The organism is Pelomonas sp. V22, from assembly GCF_030014915.1.
Classification (GTDB): Bacteria; Pseudomonadota; Gammaproteobacteria; order Burkholderiales; family Burkholderiaceae_C; genus JAUASW01.
On sequence record NZ_JAGIXS010000001.1, the window covers coordinates 680,085 to 698,393 of the forward strand.

General features: G+C 68.6%; 16 protein-coding genes and 1 tRNA gene. 6 read left to right on the forward strand and 11 right to left on the reverse strand.

All coding sequences use genetic code 11. The features are described from left to right. Positions 1-2 precede the first annotated feature (2 nt). From J7U46_RS02995 to J7U46_RS03005, 3 genes are all read right to left on the reverse strand, one after another. Positions 3-140, reverse strand: coding sequence for a hypothetical protein (locus J7U46_RS02995; protein ID WP_282823343.1), 138 nt, complete (start codon positions 138-140; stop codon positions 3-5). A 95-nt stretch (positions 141-235) separates the two neighbouring features. Continuing rightward, a complete protein-coding gene (locus J7U46_RS03000) occupies positions 236-883 on the reverse strand; it encodes a YceH family protein (RefSeq protein ID WP_282823344.1) in 648 nt (215 codons plus the stop codon). Between the two features lie 4 nt (positions 884-887). Next, the gene (locus tag J7U46_RS03005; RefSeq protein WP_282823345.1) at positions 888-1,670 is read right to left on the reverse strand and encodes an SDR family oxidoreductase; all 783 of its coding nucleotides are present in this window, start codon (positions 1,668-1,670) and stop codon (positions 888-890) included. Between the two features lie 212 nt (positions 1,671-1,882). Between J7U46_RS03005 and J7U46_RS03010 the strand changes: the two genes are divergently transcribed. Then, positions 1,883-3,568: an electron transfer flavoprotein-ubiquinone oxidoreductase gene (locus J7U46_RS03010; RefSeq protein WP_282823346.1), complete on the forward strand. Its 1,686-nt coding sequence runs from the start codon at positions 1,883-1,885 to the stop codon at positions 3,566-3,568. A gap of 59 nt (positions 3,569-3,627) precedes the next feature. Here J7U46_RS03010 and J7U46_RS03015 read toward each other — a convergent pair whose 3' ends face one another. Together J7U46_RS03015 and J7U46_RS03020 are read right to left on the reverse strand one after the other, a co-directional pair. Further along, entirely contained in the window at positions 3,628-4,068 is a 441-nt protein-coding gene (locus J7U46_RS03015; protein WP_282823347.1) for a GNAT family N-acetyltransferase, read from the reverse strand. Next, positions 4,068-4,682 (reverse strand): FMN-binding negative transcriptional regulator, encoded by a 615-nt coding sequence (locus J7U46_RS03020; RefSeq protein WP_282823348.1) that lies wholly within the window; start codon positions 4,680-4,682, stop codon positions 4,068-4,070. The genes J7U46_RS03015 and J7U46_RS03020 overlap by 1 nt, the downstream gene beginning before the upstream one ends. A gap of 74 nt (positions 4,683-4,756) precedes the next feature. On the opposite strand from J7U46_RS03020, the gene J7U46_RS03025 reads away from it, so the two are divergent. The 3 genes from J7U46_RS03025 to J7U46_RS03035 all read left to right on the forward strand — a co-directional run bounded on the left by J7U46_RS03025 (position 4,757) and on the right by J7U46_RS03035 (position 9,277). Beyond that, complete coding sequence (locus J7U46_RS03025; RefSeq protein WP_282823349.1) at positions 4,757-6,229, forward strand: PLP-dependent aminotransferase family protein; 1,473 nt, start codon at positions 4,757-4,759, stop codon at positions 6,227-6,229. Positions 6,230-6,326: 97 nt separating this feature from the next. Further along, entirely contained in the window at positions 6,327-7,124 is a 798-nt protein-coding gene (locus J7U46_RS03030) for a DUF72 domain-containing protein (RefSeq protein ID WP_282823350.1), read from the forward strand. Between the two features lie 5 nt (positions 7,125-7,129). Then, positions 7,130-9,277, forward strand: coding sequence for a penicillin acylase family protein (locus tag J7U46_RS03035; RefSeq protein WP_282823351.1), 2,148 nt, complete (start codon positions 7,130-7,132; stop codon positions 9,275-9,277). 6 nt (positions 9,278-9,283) lie between these two features. Here the strand turns inward: J7U46_RS03035 and J7U46_RS03040 are convergent, their stop codons facing one another. The 3 genes from J7U46_RS03040 to J7U46_RS03050 form a co-directional block, all read right to left on the reverse strand. Next, positions 9,284-11,896: a diguanylate cyclase gene (locus J7U46_RS03040; RefSeq protein WP_282823352.1), complete on the reverse strand. Its 2,613-nt coding sequence runs from the start codon at positions 11,894-11,896 to the stop codon at positions 9,284-9,286. Positions 11,897-12,008: 112 nt separating this feature from the next. After that, positions 12,009-12,998, reverse strand: coding sequence for an AraC family transcriptional regulator (locus J7U46_RS03045; RefSeq protein WP_282823353.1), 990 nt, complete (start codon positions 12,996-12,998; stop codon positions 12,009-12,011). 9 nt (positions 12,999-13,007) lie between these two features. Further along, positions 13,008-13,541: an OsmC family protein gene (locus tag J7U46_RS03050; protein ID WP_282823354.1), complete on the reverse strand. Its 534-nt coding sequence runs from the start codon at positions 13,539-13,541 to the stop codon at positions 13,008-13,010. A gap of 207 nt (positions 13,542-13,748) precedes the next feature. On the opposite strand from J7U46_RS03050, the gene J7U46_RS03055 reads away from it, so the two are divergent. Next, complete coding sequence (locus tag J7U46_RS03055) at positions 13,749-14,561, forward strand: class I SAM-dependent methyltransferase (RefSeq protein WP_282823355.1); 813 nt, start codon at positions 13,749-13,751, stop codon at positions 14,559-14,561. Between the two features lie 2 nt (positions 14,562-14,563). Beyond that, positions 14,564-15,451, forward strand: a complete 888-nt coding sequence (locus J7U46_RS03060) for a methyltransferase domain-containing protein (protein ID WP_282823356.1) — start codon at positions 14,564-14,566, stop codon at positions 15,449-15,451. A 35-nt stretch (positions 15,452-15,486) separates the two neighbouring features. Here the strand turns inward: J7U46_RS03060 and J7U46_RS03065 are convergent. The 3 genes from J7U46_RS03065 to tilS form a co-directional block, all read right to left on the reverse strand. Continuing rightward, positions 15,487-15,579 (reverse strand) — tRNA-Ser (locus J7U46_RS03065). Positions 15,580-15,625: 46 nt separating this feature from the next. Further along, positions 15,626-16,897 (reverse strand): aspartate kinase, encoded by a 1,272-nt coding sequence (locus tag J7U46_RS03070; RefSeq protein WP_282823358.1) that lies wholly within the window; start codon positions 16,895-16,897, stop codon positions 15,626-15,628. A 110-nt stretch (positions 16,898-17,007) separates the two neighbouring features. Next, positions 17,008-18,306: a tRNA lysidine(34) synthetase TilS gene (tilS, locus tag J7U46_RS03075; RefSeq protein WP_282823359.1), complete on the reverse strand. Its 1,299-nt coding sequence runs from the start codon at positions 18,304-18,306 to the stop codon at positions 17,008-17,010. Positions 18,307-18,309: the final 3 nt, after the last annotated feature.

Consider the following 18,309-nt stretch of genomic DNA (forward strand, 5'->3'; position numbering starts at 1 on the left):
GTTCAGGTCGCCTTTGGCGCTCGCGGCTGCAGCTCGCGCAGCGCTTCCTTGCCAATGCTCCTCGGTGCCGCCTGCGTCGAGGCCGCGAGGCCTTCGCCCTCGACGCGATCACTACCGAGACGCGCGACGCGTATCACCATAGCCATCCCCTTGTGATGCAGTAACCGGGGCAATGCTGGCGCCCAAGCCTTGGTCTGGCGCGATCAGCGGCCAGGCGCCGTCGCCAGCGCCGTCCTCAGGCCAGACCCAGCTCGGCCTTGATCTGCGCCAGCTGCGCCTTCAGGCCCTCGATCTCCGCGGCCTGGCGGGCCTGCTCGGCGCGCAGCTGCAGGATCTCGTCGTCGCGTGAAGCTGGGTCGCCTGCAGCGGCGGCTGGTGCGGCGTCGAGCACCTCGCCGCACAGCAGGTGGGCCCAACGGCTTTCGCGCGCACCGGGTGCTCGCGCCAGCTTGACGGCCAGCGGCGGCTGACGCTCGGCCAGTTCGGCGAGGAAGGCCTCGACCGAGGAGATGTCGGCAAAGCGGTGCAGCCGCTCGGTGTTGCTGCGCAGCTCGGCCGCCGTCTGCGGGCCGCGCAGCATCAAGAGCGTGAGCAGGGCCTCGGCCTGGCCGGGCACATTGATGCCGCGCCGGAAGTTGTGCTCGTAGCGCTCGACCCGGCTGCCGCTGACGCGGTTGACGAGGCTCATGCCGCGCAACTCGTCCAGCGCGCGCAGCACCTCGTTCTCGCCGGCGTTCATCACCGGGTCGCGCGAGGTCTTCTGGTTGCAGCCCATGGTCAGGGCGTTCAGGGACAGCGGGTAGCTGTCGGGCACGGTGAATTGCTTCTCGACCAGGACGGCCAGCACGCGCGCTTCGAGCGCGGTCAGAACTCTCAAGCTCATTGATTCACACTCCGAAGCCGTCGTCGGCCTGCAGCACCGCGCCATTGATGAAATGGCTCTCGTTGGCGCACAGCATCAAGAGCGCCGTGTCCAGGTCCTGCGGCTGGCCCACGCGCTTGCGCGGCAGCAGCTCGATCAGCTTCCTGCCCTGCTCGGTGTCCCAGTGGTGGTGGTTGATCTCGGTGTCGATGTAGCCGGGGCAGATCGCGTTCACATTGATGCCGTACTTGCCCCATTCCAGCGCCATCGCGCGGGTCATGTGGATGACGGCGGCCTTGCTCATCGAATAGACGCCGATCTGGCTCAGCACACGCAGGCCGGCCATCGAGGCAATGTTGACGATGCGACCGCCGGTGAAGGTGCCGGGCGCCGCGCCGCGAGCTCGGGCCAGCATGCGCTTGCCGACTTCCTGGGCCACGAAAAAGGCGCCGCGCACATTCGTGTCCATCACGAAGTCGTAGTCGTCGCTGCTCACGTCGGTGAGCTTCTGCGTGGTGCTGACGCCGCTGTTGTTGACGAGGATGTCGATGGTGCCCATCTCGGTCTCGGCATGGGCCACGGCCGACTTGATGCTGTCCAGGTCGGTCACGTCCAGCTGCACCACATGGGCATCGCCGCCGGCGCCTTCGATCTCGGCACGCAGGGTCTTCAGCCGCTCGACGCGGCGCCCCGCCAGCACCACGCCGGCACCGGCCTTGGCCAGCGTGCGGGCGAACTGGGCGCCGAGGCCGCTGGAGGCGCCGGTCACCAGGGCCACGCGGCCCTCGAGGTCTATGGGATAGCTCATCGTCTGTCCTTCAGGAATCGGGAGAAAAACCTGGTGGAAACGATAGCACGCGGCCTCTGGCGCCAAGCCTCGCGGATCCCACGGCAGCGAGGCGCCGCCGGCGGGATTTAGGAGGGGCTCCCAAGTTAAATAGCACGATCGTTCTTTTTTGAAATCCCACCAGTAGAATCGCCCGCCAACAAAGGCCCCTGCCGCAAGCCCAAAGGACCCCAATGACCTCCGCAGAACTCCTCGCCCAATACGGCCCCCGCGACAGCATGGACTACGACGCCGTCATCGTCGGCGGCGGCCCCGCTGGCCTGGCCACGGCCATCCGGCTGAAGCAGCGCGCCGCCGCCGAGGGCAAGGAGATCTCGGTCGTGGTGCTCGAGAAGGGCTCGGAGCCCGGCGCCCACATCCTCTCCGGCGCGGTGATGGACCCGCGCGCGCTGAGCGAGCTGATCCCCGACTGGCAGGCCCAAGGCGCGCCGCTCGGCCAGGCCGTGACCGGCGACGACATCCTCTTCCTGTCCGAGACCGGCAGCACGCGCACGCCCGACTGGCTGGTGCCGCGCAACTTCCACAACGACGGCTGCTATGTGGTCTCGCTGTCCAATGTGGTGAAGTGGCTGGCCACGCAGGCCGAGGCACTCGGCGTGGAGATCTTCCCCGGCTTCACCGCGGCCGAGGTGCTGTACGACGAGCAGGGCCGCGTCAAGGGCGTGGCCACCGGCAACCTCGGCATCGGCAAGGACGGCCAACCGCATGACGGCTTCCAGCTCGGCATGGAGCTGCTCGGCAAGTACACGGTGTTCGCCGAAGGCGCACGCGGCCACCTCGGCAAGCAGCTGATTGCCAAGTACCAGCTCGACGCCGGCAAGGACCCGCAGACCTATGCCATCGGCATCAAGGAGCTGTGGGAAGTGCCGGCCGACAAGGCCAAACCCGGCCTGGTGGTGCACACGGCAGGCTGGCCGATGACGGACGACACCTTCGGCGGCGGCTTCCTCTACCACCTGGAGGACAACAAGGTCACCCTCGGCTTCGTGATCGGCCTGGATTACCAGAACCCCTACATGAGCCCCTTCGAGGAAATGCAGCGCTGGAAGACGCACCCCGCGATCCGCGCCCACATCGAAGGCGGCAAGCGCATCGGCTACGGCGCCCGCGCGATCAACAACGGCACGCCGCAGGCCCTGCCCAAGACCGTGTTCCCGGGCGGCGCCCTGGTCGGCTGCGATGCCGGCTACCTGAATGCTGCGCGCATCAAGGGCAGCCATGCGGCAATCAAGTCCGGCATGCTGTGCGCCGATGCGATGGCGGACGCGCTGTTCGCCGGCCGCGCGCAGGATGAGCTGGCCGCCTACCCCACGGCCTTCGAGGCCAGTTGGCTGAACGAAGAGCTGCAGCAGACACGCAACTTCAAGCTCTGGTTCAAGAAGGGCAAACTCACCGGCCAGCTGATGACCGGCATCGAGCAATGGCTGCTGCCCAAGATCGGCGTGGCCTCGCCGCCCTGGACCCTGCATGGCAGCAAGCGCGACAACGAATGCCTGCGCCCCGCCGCCGAATGCCAGCCGATCGCCTACCCGAAGCCCGACGGCAAGCTCAGCTTCGACAAGCTCTCCTCGGTGTTCATCTCGAACACCAACCATGAAGAGAACCAGCCGGCCCACCTGACCTTGAAGAACGAGGGCGTGCCGGTGGCGGTGAATCTGGCCAAGTACGCCGGCCCCGAAAGCCGCTATTGCCCGGCCGGGGTCTACGAGTTCGTCAAGACCGATGCCGGCGAGGACAAGCTGCAGATCAACGCGCAGAACTGCGTGCACTGCAAGACCTGCGACATCAAGGACCCGACGCAGAACATCGTCTGGGTCACGCCCGAGGGCGGTGGCGGGCCGAACTACGCGGGCATGTGATCGCCGTGTGATCGCAAGGCAATCGTAGAAGGGGCGACCGCGGTCGCCCTTATTTCCGTCTACAGCTTGTAGTCGTAGCGCAGGAAACCTCCATGCTGGCCCACGCGGTCGTAGAGGCGGCGGGCCCGTGCGTTTGTGTGGTGGGTCAGCCAGTAGTAGCGCGCCGCGCCCCGGCCTCGCGCCACGGCGGCCACCGCCTCGATCAGCGCCGCCGCAGCGCCCTGCCCCCGCGCGTCCTCGGCCACGAACAGGTCCTGCAGATAGCAGACCCTGTCGCTCCAGGTCGAGGCATGCATCAGGTAATGCGCGAGGCCGATGACGCGGCCGCCCTGCAGCAGCACGAGGCCGTGAGCCTCCTGGCCCGCCAGCAGCTTCTGCCAGGCGCGCTCATAGCCGGCATCGTCCAGCTCGGTTTCATAGAACTGCTTGTAGCCGCGAGCGAGCGGCTCCCAGCCGGCACGGTCGCCGGCCTGCAGCGGGCGGATCTCGAAATCGCTCATCACAGTCCCAGCCTTTCCATCCAGTCCACCATCTCCTGCCCACGCGCGCCCTGCCCGGCGAAATGCGCGCGCACCCGTTCGCGCTCGGCCGCCGCGCGGTTCTGGCTCAGCTTGGCCTTGGCCTCACAGCGCGTGACGCGGATGCGGAAGCCGACGATGGCGCCGAGCAGCTTTTCCTTGAAGTCCTCGGGCAGCGCGATCCACTTCGCTGCATAGCCCGGCTCGTGGCGCGCGATCAGCCGCTTGAGCAGATGGTCCTTGGCGAGCGGCTGGTCGACCAGCTCGATCCGGCCATAGACATGGGCCGCCAGGTAGTTCCAGGTCGGGACGGCGAGGTGGGTGGCGTAGTGGCTCGGCGAGACATAGCCGTCGGGGCCACCGAACACGGCCAGCACCTCGCCCTGCTGCTCCAGCCAGCCCCAGTGCGGATTGGCGCGCGCCATGTGGCCCTCCAGCCACCAGCCCCCTTCGTCCTCACCCCAGGACAGCGGCAAATGGCTGACAAAGGGGCGACCGTCGGCATCCGGGCCTATCAGCGCGGCCAGCGGCCGTTCCTCGATCAACTGGCGCACCAGGGCCAGATCGTTCAACTGGAAATGGGTGGGGTTGTACATGGCTCCTCTCGTCAAAGTGAACCGACTGTAGGGCGCTGCTTGGTACGATGAAAGCTCCAATATCCGCCAATTCCATGGAACCAATCGACGCCAGTCTCGGCCTCGACGCCGCCGGCATCGCCCTCTTGCCCGGTGCCCAGCTCGGCACCCAGCTGCATGAGCAGCTGAAGGCGCGCATCCTGCAAGGCCAGCTCCCGGCGGCGCTGCGCCTGCCCACGACGCGGGCCCTGGCCGAGGCGCTCGGCATCTCGCGCAATACCGTGGTGCGGGTCTATGAGCGGCTGCTTTCAGAAGGCTATCTGCAGACCCGCGTGGGCGACGGTACCTACGTCGCTGCCCTGCGGGCCACGCCATCCCGCACCGTGGTTCATCTGCCCACCGAACCCGCGCCGCCCGACACGCCAATGTGGGCACGGGTCCAGGCCTTCACGCCGCCCCGGCGGGTCGAGGGCCCGCCGCGCGCCTTCCGTCATGGCGTGCCGGCGCTGGAACTGTTCCCTGCCGAGACCTGGTCGCGCCTGCTGGCGCGCTTCTGGCGGCGCAGCGATGCCGGCCTGCTGGGCTACACCGAGGCCGCCGGCCTGCCGCGCTTGCGCGAGCTGATCGCCGCCTACCTGAGCCACAGCCGGGGCCTGCATTGCACGGCCGAGCAGGTCATCGTCACCAGCGGCGCCCAGCAGGCGATCTCGCTGGCCGCGCTGGCCCTGCTGAAGCCCAGCGACCGCGTGGCCGTGGAGTCGCCTGGCTACCGCGCGGCGGCGGCGGCCTTGTCATTGACCGGCGCCGAACTGCTGCGCGTGCCGGTCGATGCCGAGGGCCTGCAGGTGGCGGCGCTGGAGGCGCTCGGTCCCTGCCGCCTGGTCCATGTGACGCCTTCGCACCAGTTCCCGTCCTGTGTCGCCATGAGCCTGCCGCGCCGGCTCGCGCTGATCCACTGGGCCGAGCGGCAGGACGCCTTCCTGCTCGAGGACGACTACGACGGCGAGTACCGCCACGCCGGCCTGCCGCTGGCGCCGCTGGCCTCGCTGGACCGCAGCCAGCGCACGCTCTATGTGGGCAGCTTCTCCAAGCTGCTGGCGCCGGGCCTGCGTCTCGGCTACCTGGTGGCACCGGCCGGCTTCGCCACCGTGCTGACGCGCTTGCGCGGCCTGCTGGACCGCCATTCGCCCATCGCCGAGCAGACCGTGCTGGCCGACTTCATCGAGCAAGGCCATTTCCTGCGCCACCTGCGCCGCGCCCGGCGCGCCGCCACGCAGCGCCGCGATGCCCTGCTCGAAGCCTGGCAGCGCGAGTTCGGCAGCGCCCTGCCGCTGGCGCCCATTGATGCCGGACTGCATGCACTGCTGCCGCTGGAGACGCCGGCGCAGGAGGCGCGCCTGGTGCAGCTGGGCCGCGCCGCCGGGCTGGAGCTGGCCGGCCTGCGCGAAGTCGGCGGCTTGCCCTCGCACAGCAGCCGCGCCGGCATCGTGTTTGGCTTTGCGGCCGTGGCACCCGCGCAGCTGCGTGGGGCGGTGCGCAGCCTGCACAAGGCCTGGAACAAGGGCTGATGCGCTTGCACCCAGCGCCAGCCGCCTATAGATTGCGGGCTCCGCGAACACGCGCTCGATCCCACCCGCAATTCCACACAAGGCAGCAGGCACCACGATGAGCGAACCCCGGATACGCGTCGGCATAGGCGGCTGGAACTTCGAACCCTGGCGCGACAACTTCTATCCCAAAGGCTGGTCGCAAGCCCGCGAGCTCGAGTACGCCAGCCGCCAGCTGACGGCCATCGAGATCAACGCCACCTACTACAGCTCGCAAAAGCCCTCCACTTTCGCCAAGTGGCGGGCCGAGACACCCGCCGGCTTCATGTTCTCGCTGAAGGCCTCGCGCTTCGCCACCAACCGGCGCGTGCTGGCCGAGGCCGGCGAATCGGTGCAGCGTTTCGTCGAGAGCGGCATCGCCGAGCTCGGGGACAAGCTGGGCCCCATCGTCTGGCAGTTCGCACCGACCAAGAAGTTCGATGCGGCCGACTTCGAGGCTTTCCTGAAGCTGCTGCCAGCAGCCGTGGGGGGCATTGCGCTGCGCCACGCGATGGACGTGCGGCATGAGAGCTTCAAGAGCCCGGCCTACGTCGCCTTGGCGCGCCGTTACGGCGTGGCCACGGTGTTCACCGAATCCGACGACTACCCAGCCATCGCCGATGCGACCGGCCCCTTCATCTACAGCCGCGTGATGCGCACCGCCTCCGAGCTGCCCGCAGGCTGCACGCCCGAGGTGCTGGACGGCCTGGCCGCCAGCTGCCGCGCGTGGCACGACGGTAGCCAGCCCACGGGCCTGCCGCTGGTCGAGCCTGCAGGGACCGACGGTGCCGCCCGCGACGTCTTCCTGTTCTTCATCAGCGGCGCCAAGGAGCGCGCGCCGGCCGCTGCCATGGCCCTGATTGATCGCCTGAAATGAGCCCCATGAAACGACTCTGCCTCGCCCTGTTCTGCGCCGCCCTGCTCTCGCCCACCGCCCAGGCTGCGGAGAAGCGCGACGTGACCATCACCCGCGACAACTGGGGCATCGCCCACATCCACGGCAAGACCGACGCCGACGCGGTCTTCGGCATGATGTACGCCCAGGCCGAGGACGACTTCAACCGCATAGAGACCAACTTCCTGCAGGCCCTCGGGCGCCTGGCCGAGGCCGAAGGCGAGTCGGCGCTGTACCGCGACCTGCGCCAACGCCTCTTCATCAACCCGGCCCAGCTGAAGCGCGACTACGCCAGCAGCCCGGCCTGGCTGAAGGCGCTGATGAACGCCTGGGCCGGAGGCCTCAACCTCTACCTCGCCAAGCACCCCGAGGTGAAGCCACGCGTGCTGACCCGCTTCGAGCCCTGGATGGCTCTGGCCTTCAGCGAGGGCAGCATTGGCGGCGACATCGAGCGCGTCAACCTCAAGCAGCTCGAAGCCTTCTATGGCAAGACCCGACCCCAGCAAGTGGCACTGGCCGCCGAGGCCATGCCCGTCACCGTGGAGCCGACCGGCTCCAACGGTTTCGCGGTCGCGCCCTCGCGCAGCGCCTCGGGTCATGCCCTCTTGTGGATCAATCCGCACACCTCGTTCTTCTTCCGCTCCGAGCAGCAGGTGACCAGCGATCAAGGCCTCAACGCCTATGGCGCCGCCACCTGGGGCCAGTTCTTCATCTACCAGGGCTTCAACCCCCGCGTTGGCTGGATGCACACCTCGAGCCAGGTCGACAACATCGACGAATACCTGGAGACCGTGGCGCTGAAAGGCGGCCGCTGGCACTACCGCCATGGTGGCGCGCAGAAGCCGCTGCAGCAGCAAGAGATCACGCTCAGCTACAAGGCAGCCGACGGCTCGCAGGCCACGCGTCGCTTCACGACCTACCGCAGCCACCATGGCCCGGTGGTGCGCCAGGATGGCGAGCGCTGGGTCAGCGTGGCCCTGATGGAAGCGCCGCAAAAGGCCTTGATGCAGAGCTTTCTGCGCACCAAGGCGCGCAATCTGAAGGAGTTCCGCGCCACGCTGGACCTGCACACCAACTCATCCAACAACACCGTCTATGCCGATGCCGACGGCAACATCGCCTACTTCCACGCCAACTTCATCCCGCGCCGCGACACCCGCTTCGACTGGACCCAGCCGGTGGACGGCAGCGACCCGGCGACCGACTGGGGCAAGCCACTGAGCGTGGATCAAAGCCCCAAGGCCATCAACCCGGGTAGCGGCTGGGTGCAGAACGTCAACGACTGGCCCTGGTCAGCCGCCGGGCCCGAGCACAGCCCTCGCCAGCAGGACTTTCCGGCCTATGTGGACGCCGGCAGCGAGCAGCCGCGCGGCGTGCATGCGGTGCGCCTGCTGAGTCAGCGCAGCGGCTTGACGCCTGAGTCGCTGGCGGCCCTCGCCTTCGACCCGGACCAGCCCGCCTTCGAATGGATGCTGCCGCGTTTGTTCAAGGCCTTCGAGGAGACGCCGGCGCTCAAGGAGAAGCTGGCCGAGCCCATCGCCCTGCTGCGCGGCTGGGACCACCGCTGGTCCAACGAATCGGTGGCCAACACGATTGGCAATCTATGGGCCGACGACCTGTGGTCGCGCACCTCGGAGCCAGCCCGCAAGCGCCGCATGGGCATCTACCCGTACATCGAGAAGCATGCGACCAACGAAGAGCTGCTGGCCTCGCTGACGGCCGTGGTCGAGCGCCTGCAGGCCGACTTCGGCAACTGGCGCCAACCCTGGGGCGAGATCAACCGCTTCCAGCGCGAGAGCAGCGCCATCGTGCAGCCCTTCAGCGACGACAAGCCGAGCATGGCCGCGCCCTTCACCTCGGCGCGCTGGGGCTCGCTGGCCTCATTCGGCGCCAACCGGTATCCCGGCACCAAGCGCTTCTACGGCAACAGCGGCAACAGCTTCCTCGCTGCCGTGGAGTTCGGCCCGCGCCTGCGCGCCATTGCCATCAGCGCCGGCGGCCAGAGCGGCCATGCTGATTCGCCGCACTTCAAGGACCAGACGCAGCGCTACCTCGATGGCCGGCTGCGCGAGGTACTGTTCCATCCGGATCAGCTGGCAGGCCAGGTGGCCAGGCGCTACAGACCAGGCGACTGAGGGCCACTAGCGTCCTGCCGAGGCCCGCACGATACGGCCCTTGCCAGCGCGCTTGGCCCTCAGCAGGGCCTGGTCGGCCAGGGTGAGCAGCTCTTGCGCATCGACGCCGTCCTGCGGTGCCAGGGCCACGCCCACGCTGGTGCCGACCTGCACCGAGAGGACGCCGCCCAGGTCCACCGGCTGTTCGATGGCCTCGACCACTCGCTCGACGATGGGCCGCCATTCCTCGGCCTCGCTGAGCACGGTGAGCAGCAGCACGAACTCGTCACCACCTACGCGCGCGGCCGTGTCATGGCCACGCAGCGCCTGCTGCAGCCGCTGCGCGATCTGGGCGAGCAGCGCGTCGCCGGCGTCGTGGCCATGCTGGTCGTTCACTTGCTTGAAGCCATCGAGGTCGAGGTAGCAGACTGCCACGTGCGTTCCGGCGCGCTGTGCCGCCGAGATGGCCTGCGCCATCCGGTCCGACAGCAGCAGGCGGTTGGGCAACTGGGTCAGTGCATCGTGGAAGGCGATGTGCTCGATCTGCGCCTGCATCTGCTTGAGCGCGCTGATGTCGACCATGGTCCAGAACGATTGATCGCCTTCGATGCTGACGCCGCTGAGGTCGATCCACAGCAGATGACCGTCCTTGTGCCGCATCTGCAGCTGGGTGCGGAAATGAAGGCCCTGTGCCAGCAGCGGATAGGCGGCCGCACCCAGCGCCTCGAAGGAGGCATCGTCCGGATAGAGCAGGCGCGCCGACTGGCCGTCCAGCTCGCCCGGGGCGTAGCCGAAGATGCGGTCCAGGCCCCGGTTCTTCCAGACGGCGATGCGCCCTTGCAGCTTGATCATGCCGACGATCTCGCTGTCCAGCATGGCGCTCTGCTCGCGCATCAGGCGCGCGGCCTCGTGACGGGCTTCATGTTGGGCGGTGACGTCCTGGCTGGCGCTGCGGCTCATCAGGAACTCGCCATCCGGCCCTCGGATGGCATCGGCCGTGATGCGCAGGATGCGCGAGGGCGCGCCGGGCGGCGCGATGCGGACCTCGACGCCATCGAGACGCCCTTGCGCCTTGGCCCGCTCAAAGCGCACGGCAAACTCGGCCCGCCCGCTCTCGTCGAGGAATTCGCTCATGTGCGCGCGGCCCATCAGCTCCTCCTTGCTGCGGCCCAGCCAGGCGGCCATGGTCGCGTTGACGTGGACGATCACGCCTGCTGCATCGAGCGAGTGATAGCCGCAGGGGGCGTTGTCGTAGAGGTCGCGGATCTGCGCCGCCGAGCTCTCGATGGCGGCGAGCATGCGCTTGCGCTCGGTCACGTCGCGGGCGGAGCTGAAGATGAAGCGCTGGCCGTCGATGTCGGCCACGCTGAGATGCAGCTCCACGTCGATGAGGCTTCCGTCGTCGCGGCGGTGCTGCACCTCGACGCGCTGCTTGTCGCCGGCCTTGATCTTGGCCAGCCAGGCCGAGATCTGCGCCTCGTCCTGGTTGGCGTCCCAGCTGCTGATATGGCGGCCGAGCAAACGCTCGCGCGTGGAGCCCAGCATCTCGGCGAAGGAATCGCTCATGGCCACCAGGCGGCCCTGGCTGTCGACGATGTGGATGCCGTCGCCGGCCACGCGCTGCAAGGCGAGCGTGCGCCGCGTGGCAGCCGCCAGCTCGCGCACGCTGCGCGCTTCGCGCCGGCCAGCGGCATAGATGGCCAGCGTGGCCCCGAGTATCGGCAGCCAGGCCAGCAGGGCGAGCAGCGAGACCTGCCAGACCTGGGCGCGCCAAGGCGCGAAGAAGCGCTGGTTGTCCAGGCCCGCCAGCACCACGAAAGGCCAGCCCTCGACGCGGCGGTAGGCGCTGGTGCGCTCCACGCCATCGGACGCGAGGCGCGAGACCACCAGCCCATGTTCAGTATTCAGGCGCAGCGCCTGCTGCAGCTCGGCCGAGATCGGGTGGGTGTCGATGGCCGGCACGGTCGGGTTGCCCGACACATGGCGAGCCACCAGGCGCATGTCCTCGGTGCGCAGCGAAATGGCGTCGCCCGGCTCGAGCTGGTAGTGGGCAAAGAGCTGCCTGAAATGCTCGGTGGTCACGCTCGCATAGAGCAGGCCGGCGAAGCGGCCTTCAACCATCACCGGCCGTGCCAGGCCCACGACCCAGTGACCCGACACGCGCGACTTCACGGGACCGACCAGCACCACGCGGTCCTGCTGCTGGCGCGCCCGGATGAAGTAGTCGCGGTCGGCAATGCTGACCGCCGCGCCTTCATTCAGCTGATTGCCCCAGCGCACCTGGCCCTCGGCATCGGCCATGCGAAAGCCCTCGACGGCCGGCAGAAAGCGCTGGTGCGAGCTCAGCGTCTCGTTGACCTCGGCATCGCGGAGCGGACCGCGCCGGCGCAGCGCCGCAATGCCTTCCAGCGTGGCCTGCATCATGGCGTCGACACGGGCGAACTCGGAGGCCACATTGGCCCGCGCGATGGCGACCAGGGCATCGGCGCTCTCGCGGGCTCTCGCGTCAAAGGCGCGGTGGCTGGTGTGCAGCAGCAGAGCGACCAGGCCGGCCAGCAGCAGGGCCACGGCGAGATTGGCCAGGGCCAGCGCCATGACCAGGCGGTGGCGCCTCTGGCGCTCCTGTTGGACGGAAGGCAAAGACTGGCCCAGCGGCATCTCGGTTCAAGCATCCTGCGGTGTCGGCAACCGCTTGCAGCGATTCTGCGGTATCTGCTGCCGATTCCGCACGACCTGACACCGAGGATCGGCCCTATCCGCCAGCAGGTGCTCCAGCCGCCATCGCAGCCCCGGCTTGTCGACGCCGCCAGGCGGCCGGCGGCATGCCGTACTCGCGCCGGAAAGCGCGGCTGAAGGCGGTGTCGGTCTGGTAGCCGATCTCCTCGGCAATCTGCGCCAGCGGCGCATTGCTGCGCGCGAGCAGGTTGGTGGCGAGCAGCATCCGCCATTGCGCCAGGTACTGCATGGGTGACTGGCCGACCAGTTGCGAGAAGCGCTCCGCCAGCACCGAACGCGAGCTGCAGGCCTCCTGGGCCAGCGCCTCCAGCGTCCAGGCGCGCGCCGGCTCGGCATGCAGGGCGCGCAAGGCCGCACCGACGATGCGGTCGTTGACGCCGGCCAGCCAGCCGGTGCGCTCACCCGACTGCTCGTTCATGTGGATGCGCAGCACCTCGATGAACAGCACCTCGGCCAGCTTGGCCAGCAGGCCCTGGCCGCCCGGCCGGGGCGAGCGCGCCTCGGCCAGCGCATAGCGCACCGAGGCCTCCAGCCACAGGCCCGCATCCGAGCCTCGCACGCTGACCTTGAGCACCGGCGGCAGGCCGGCCAGCAGCATGCGCGCCAGCCTTGCGTCGCAGGCGAGGTAGCCGCAGACCAGCTTGGTCGTGGCACCGCCACCGCCATAGGCCAGCAGGCGCGGCCGCCGGGCCAGCACCTCGTGCAGGCGCGCGCCCGTGGCCGGCGGCAGGCCGGGCGCCGAGCCCATGCGGTGCGCATGGCCCTGCGGAAACACCACCACGTCGCCAGCCACCAGGCGCAGCGGCTCAGCCTCGCCGAGCTCCACCCAGCATTCGCCCTCGGTGATCATGTGGAAGATCACGACCCGCTCGGCCGTGGGCTCCAGAAACGGTGCCGCCGCATCGGCATGCGGCGCCTGGTAGCACCAGGGCGCGGTGAAGCGGCCATGCAGGAAGATCGCACCGACCAGGCGGACCACGCGTAGCGTCTGCGACAAGGCATCCATGGGCCGGCCTCAGATCGCCATCACGTCGACACTCAAGCTCAGCGGCGTGGCCTGCTCCACGAGGCCGCTCACCGGCGCGCAACTGGCCACCGAAGCCACCAGGGCCTGCAGCCGCTCGGCCGGCACGCCCGGCGCGCCTATTCGCACCCGCAGCTCCACGGCCAGTGGTCCGGCCGGCACGGCGTGGCCATCGGCATCGGGAATGGCCAGCACGCCGCGCTGGTCGGAACGGCTGGTGGCGCGCGCCTCCAGCGTCTGCAGCACGATGCCCTCGGCGGCCGCCGCCATCGCAATGCGGGTCACGGCGCAAGACGCAAGGCCGGCACGCCACAGCCAGCCGGGCGTCATCGCGCTGTCTTCGCCGCCGATCTCGGCCGGCATGTCGGTCAGGACCGAACGGCCGGTGTCGCTGTGCACGCTGGTGCGCAGCCCGCCGTCCCAGCGCGCCGTGGCAGCCGAGTCCTGGCCGATGCCGGCCTGCGGCTTGCGGCGCAACACGGCGCTCACCCGTTCCATCGAGGCGGCGATCCTGTCCATGCTCATGGCGTCTCTCCCCTGACAACAGCTGCGGCGATTCTGCGGCGACAGGCCCGCCACCACCAGCACCGCAAGCCTGTCTCTGGCGATTGGCGGACGCTGGGGCAAGAGCGGGCGACGATCAGACAGGACGGCGGCATGCCACCGCCACGACAGTGGCCTGCCACGCCGCTGCGCAGCCCTCCCTCCTTGCAACCGCCACCGGAGATCCACATGAATGCACCGCTTGACCTCGCCGCCCTCAAGACCCGCCAGCAAGCCGCCTGGGGCAGCGGCGACTACGCCGTGATCGGCACCACGCTGCAGATCGTCGGCGAGACATTGGCCGAAGCCGCCGACCTGAGGACGAACGAGCGGGTGCTCGACGTCGCCGCCGGCAACGGCAATGCCACGCTGGCCGCCGCGCGGCGCGGCTGCCTCGTCACCTCGACGGACTATGTCGGCAGCCTGCTCGAGCGAGGCGCTGAACGCGCACGCGCCGAGCGGCTCGACGTGCAGTTCCAGGTGGCCGACGCCGAGGCCCTGCCCTTTGCTGACGGCAGCTTCGATGCCGCCCTCTCCACTTTCGGCGTGATGTTCACGCCCGACCACCGGCGCGCGGCCGATGAACTGGCGCGCGTGGTGCGCCCCGGCGGCCGCATCGCCCTCGCGAACTGGACGCCCGACAGCATGGTCGGCCGCATCTTCAAGCTGCTCGGCCGCTACGTACCGCCGCCAGCCGGTGTGCAGCCTCCATCGCTGTGGGGCACGGAGGCGCATCTGCGCGAGCTGTTCGGCAACAAGGCGGCCCGGCTGCAGATCACACCGCGCCAGTTCGTGTTCCGCTACCGCTCGGCGCCACATTACGTCGAGGTCTTCCGCCAGTGGTACGGGCCGGTGAACAAGGCCTTCGCGGCCCAGACGCCCGACAAGGCGGAGGCCCTGGCGAGCGAATTGATCGAGCTGCTGGAGGGGCTGAACCGCGCGGGCCCGAGCTCCCTGGTCGTGCCGGCCGACTACCTCGAAGTCGTCATCACGCGCGCCTGAAGGTGACCACCGGCGTGATGACCGGCGTGAATGCGGACGATCGCCTGCAGCGCCGCATCCAGCGCTACGGCTGGGACCGCGCGGCCGAGGCCTATGCGCGCCATTGGCACGGCCCGCTGGCCGGCCTGCAGGACGAGCTGCTGGCGCTGGCCGCACCGGCGCAGGGCGAGGCCGTGCTCGACGTGGCCTGCGGGCCCGGGTTGCTCTCGGCTGCGGCCGCCCGCGCCGTCGGCTCGACCGGCCGCGTGCTGGGCGTCGACCTGTCGGAGGCCATGGTGAAGGCGGCCCGCCAGCAGGCCGAGGCGTTCGGTCTTGTTCAGGCCGGCTTTGCACGCATGGATGCGGAGCAACTTGCCTTGCCCGACGCCGGTGTGGACGCCGGCTTCGATCTCGCGCTGTGCTGCCTCGGCCTGATGTACGTGCCGGACCCGGCGGCCGCATTACGCGAGCTGCATCGCGTGCTGCGCCCGGGTGGCCGAGCGGTGCTGGCGGTCTGGGGTGAGCGCGTGCGCTGTGGCTGGGCGCCGCTGTTCGGCATCGTCGATGTCGAGGTTCGCAGCGAGGTCTGCCCGCTGTTCTTCAGCCTGGGGCAAGGCGATGCGCTGGCCCGGCTGTGCGCCTCCGTCGGCTTGCAGGTCAGCCTGCAACGGCGCCGCAGCGACGCGTTGCGCTACCCCGATGCTGACGCGGCCTGCGCAGCCGCCTTTGCCGGCGGCCCGGTCGCCCTGGCCTGGTCGCGCTTCGATGCTGAGACACGGACCCGCGTACAGGGCCGCTATCTCGACGCCATCAAGCCCTGGGCCGACGGCAGCGGCTATCGCGTGCCGGCGGAATATCTGATCGCTGTGGTGCGACGTGTGGAGGCTCGGGAGAAAGCGGGCCGGAAATAGAAAAACCCGCCACAAGGGCGGGTTTCCATACTTTCTGGCGGAGACGGAGGGATTCGAACCCTCGATGCAGGTTTTGCCCACATACTCCCTTAGCAGGGGAGCACCTTCGGCCACTCGGTCACGTCTCCAGAAGAGCCTCGCAGTATAGCAGCGTTTTTCTGGCTCTCCGGCGAATCAGGCCGAAACTTCCTGGTCGAGATCGAAGGCCTTGTGCAGCGCGCGCACGGCGAGTTCCATGTACTTCTCGTCGATGACGACGCTGGTCTTGATCTCGCTCGTGGAGATCATCTGGATGTTGATGCCCTCTTCGCTCAGCGCGCGGAACATCTTCGAGGCCACGCCGACATGCGAGCGCATGCCGATGCCGACGATGGAGACCTTGCAGATCTTCGGATCGCCCATCACGCGCGCGGCCTGCACGGCCGGACCGACGACCTTCTCGAGCAGTTCCATCGTGCGCGCGTAATCGTTGCGGTGCACGGTGAAGGAGAAGTCGGTCTTGCCGTCTTGCGAGACGTTCTGGATGATGACGTCGATGTCGATGTTGGCGTCGGCCACGGGGCCGAGGATCTGGAAGGCGATGCCGGGCTTGTCGGGCACGCCGAGCAAGGTCACCTTGGCTTCGTCGCGGTTGAAGGCGATGCCGGACACGACGGCTTGTTCCATGTTTTCGTCCTCTTCAAAACTGATCAGGGTGCCGGACTTGGCTTCCTCGTTGATGTCGATATCCCAGGGCGTGAAGCTCGAGAGCACGCGCAGCGGCACACGGTATTTGCCGGCAAACTCGACCGAGCGGATCTGCAGGATCTTGGAGCCGAGGCTCGCCATCTCCAGCATCTCTTCAAAGCTGATCGTGTGCAGGCGGCGCGCCTCGGGCACGATGCGCGGGTCGGTGGTGTAAACGCCGTCCACGTCGGTGTAGATCAGGCATTCGTCGGCCTTCATCGCAGCGGCGATGGCCACGGCAGAAGTGTCCGAACCACCGCGACCCAGGGTCGTGATGTTCATGTCCTCGTCCACGCCCTGGAAGCCGGCGATGACCACGACCTTGCCGGCCGCCAGATCGGCGCGCACGCGCTTGTCGTCGATGCTCTCGATGCGGGCCTTGGTGTAGGAGGAGTCGGTGGCCACGGGCACCTGCCAGCCGGTGTAGCTGACGGCGTCCATGCCTTCGGCTTGCAAGGCGATGGCAAGCAAGCCGACCGAGACCTGCTCGCCGGTGGCGGCAATCATGTCCATCTCGCGCATCAGCTCGGGGCTGCTGCTGGCGGGCTGCAGTTCCTTGGCCAGGCCCAGCAGGCGGTTGGTCTCGCCGCTCATGGCCGAGGGCACGACCACCATCTGATGGCCGGCTCGCGCCCATTTGGCGACGCGCTTGGCGACGTTGCGGATGCGGTCGGTGGAACCCATCGACGTGCCGCCGTACTTGTGAACGATCAGTGCCATTTGAATTCTTCTGGGATGCGCGGAATTCGGGGGATGCGTCGCAGCGAAGCGCCGCATGCATGCGAGCCGTCGATTCTAGCTATCGCAATGCAGCAAAACCCTGATGACGATTACAGGCGGGCGTCAGGAATCCAGCTGAGGCGGAGCTGCGGCGCGCCTGGTTCGGCGAGGCGGCGCGCGTCCATTCCAAGGCCCGAAACGAAGACCAGCTCATCACCACAAAACAGCAGCGGCCCCTGGCGTAGCCAGGCCGGAACCGCCTGATCCTGAAAGCATTTCTTGAGGCTGCGTGGCAGGCCTTTGACATGCGGCTGGAACTGCTCGCCGCCGCTGCGTTCGCGCATCGTCAAGCATCGCAAGACATCTTCCGAAGCCCCTTCGTTCTGCACCAGCTCGACCTGCCAGGCGCCCTGCCACCCGGGCTGAGGATAGAGGCCGGGGCGGCTGAGGTCGAGTTGCAGGCTGGATCGGGGCGATACAGGCGACGCTGGCGCCACCGCTTGCAGGCTCAGCAGGCCGCGATAGAGATGCAGCTCACCGGCGGCGCAAGGCCAGCGGCCGTGGACTTCGGCCTCCTCCAGCAGCCGCAGGACCAAGCTGGCTGGTGCGGGGTCGTCAAGCACCTGCAACAGCCAGGCACGCAGCGCGTTGCTGGCGCGGGCCGGCGAGAGTTGGCGAAGTTGTCGCAGGTCCAGGCCCGCCTCGCTGGCCAGCAGGGCCAGGTCATGCGCGGCCATCTCTCGCTGCAGATCCAGCGCCTGTTGCGCCCATTGCGCGGACTGGGCCAGCGCCGCCTCGGCCTGCGGGAAGCTCTCGCTCAAGACCGGCCAGACCTGCAGGCGCAGGCGGTTGCGGGCGTAGCGGGGATCCAAATTGCTGTCGTCGTCAATGAAACCAAGGCCATGGGCTTGCAGATAGGCCTCGACAGCCTCGCGAGATCGGCCGAGCCAGGGGCGGACCCAGGTGAGGCCACCACGCTGCTGCAAAGCCGGCATCGCCGCCTGGCCGGCCACGCCGGCACCGCGCAGCGACTGCAGCAGGAAGGTCTCGGCCTGGTCGCGCCGATGCTGGGCCAGCAGCAGCAGGTCGGCGCCCTGCTCCTTGGCCATCGCTTGCAGTGCCTCGTACCGACCCTCTCGGGCCCAGGCCTCGATGCTTTGCGCCGCACCGGGCTGGCCGTCCAGCCGACGGAACAGGAACTGCACCGGCAGCCCCGACGCCGCCCAGGCCTCGCATTGCTCGCGGCAATGCGCCAGCCAGTCGTCGGCATGGGCACTCAGGCCATGGTGGACATGCAAAGCAAGAACCCGCAGACCCAGGTCTTGGGCGCTGCGGGCTGTCGCATGGAGGAGCGCAGTGGAATCACGGCCGCCGCTGTAGGCAACGGCAACGACCGGACTATCCGGCAAGGA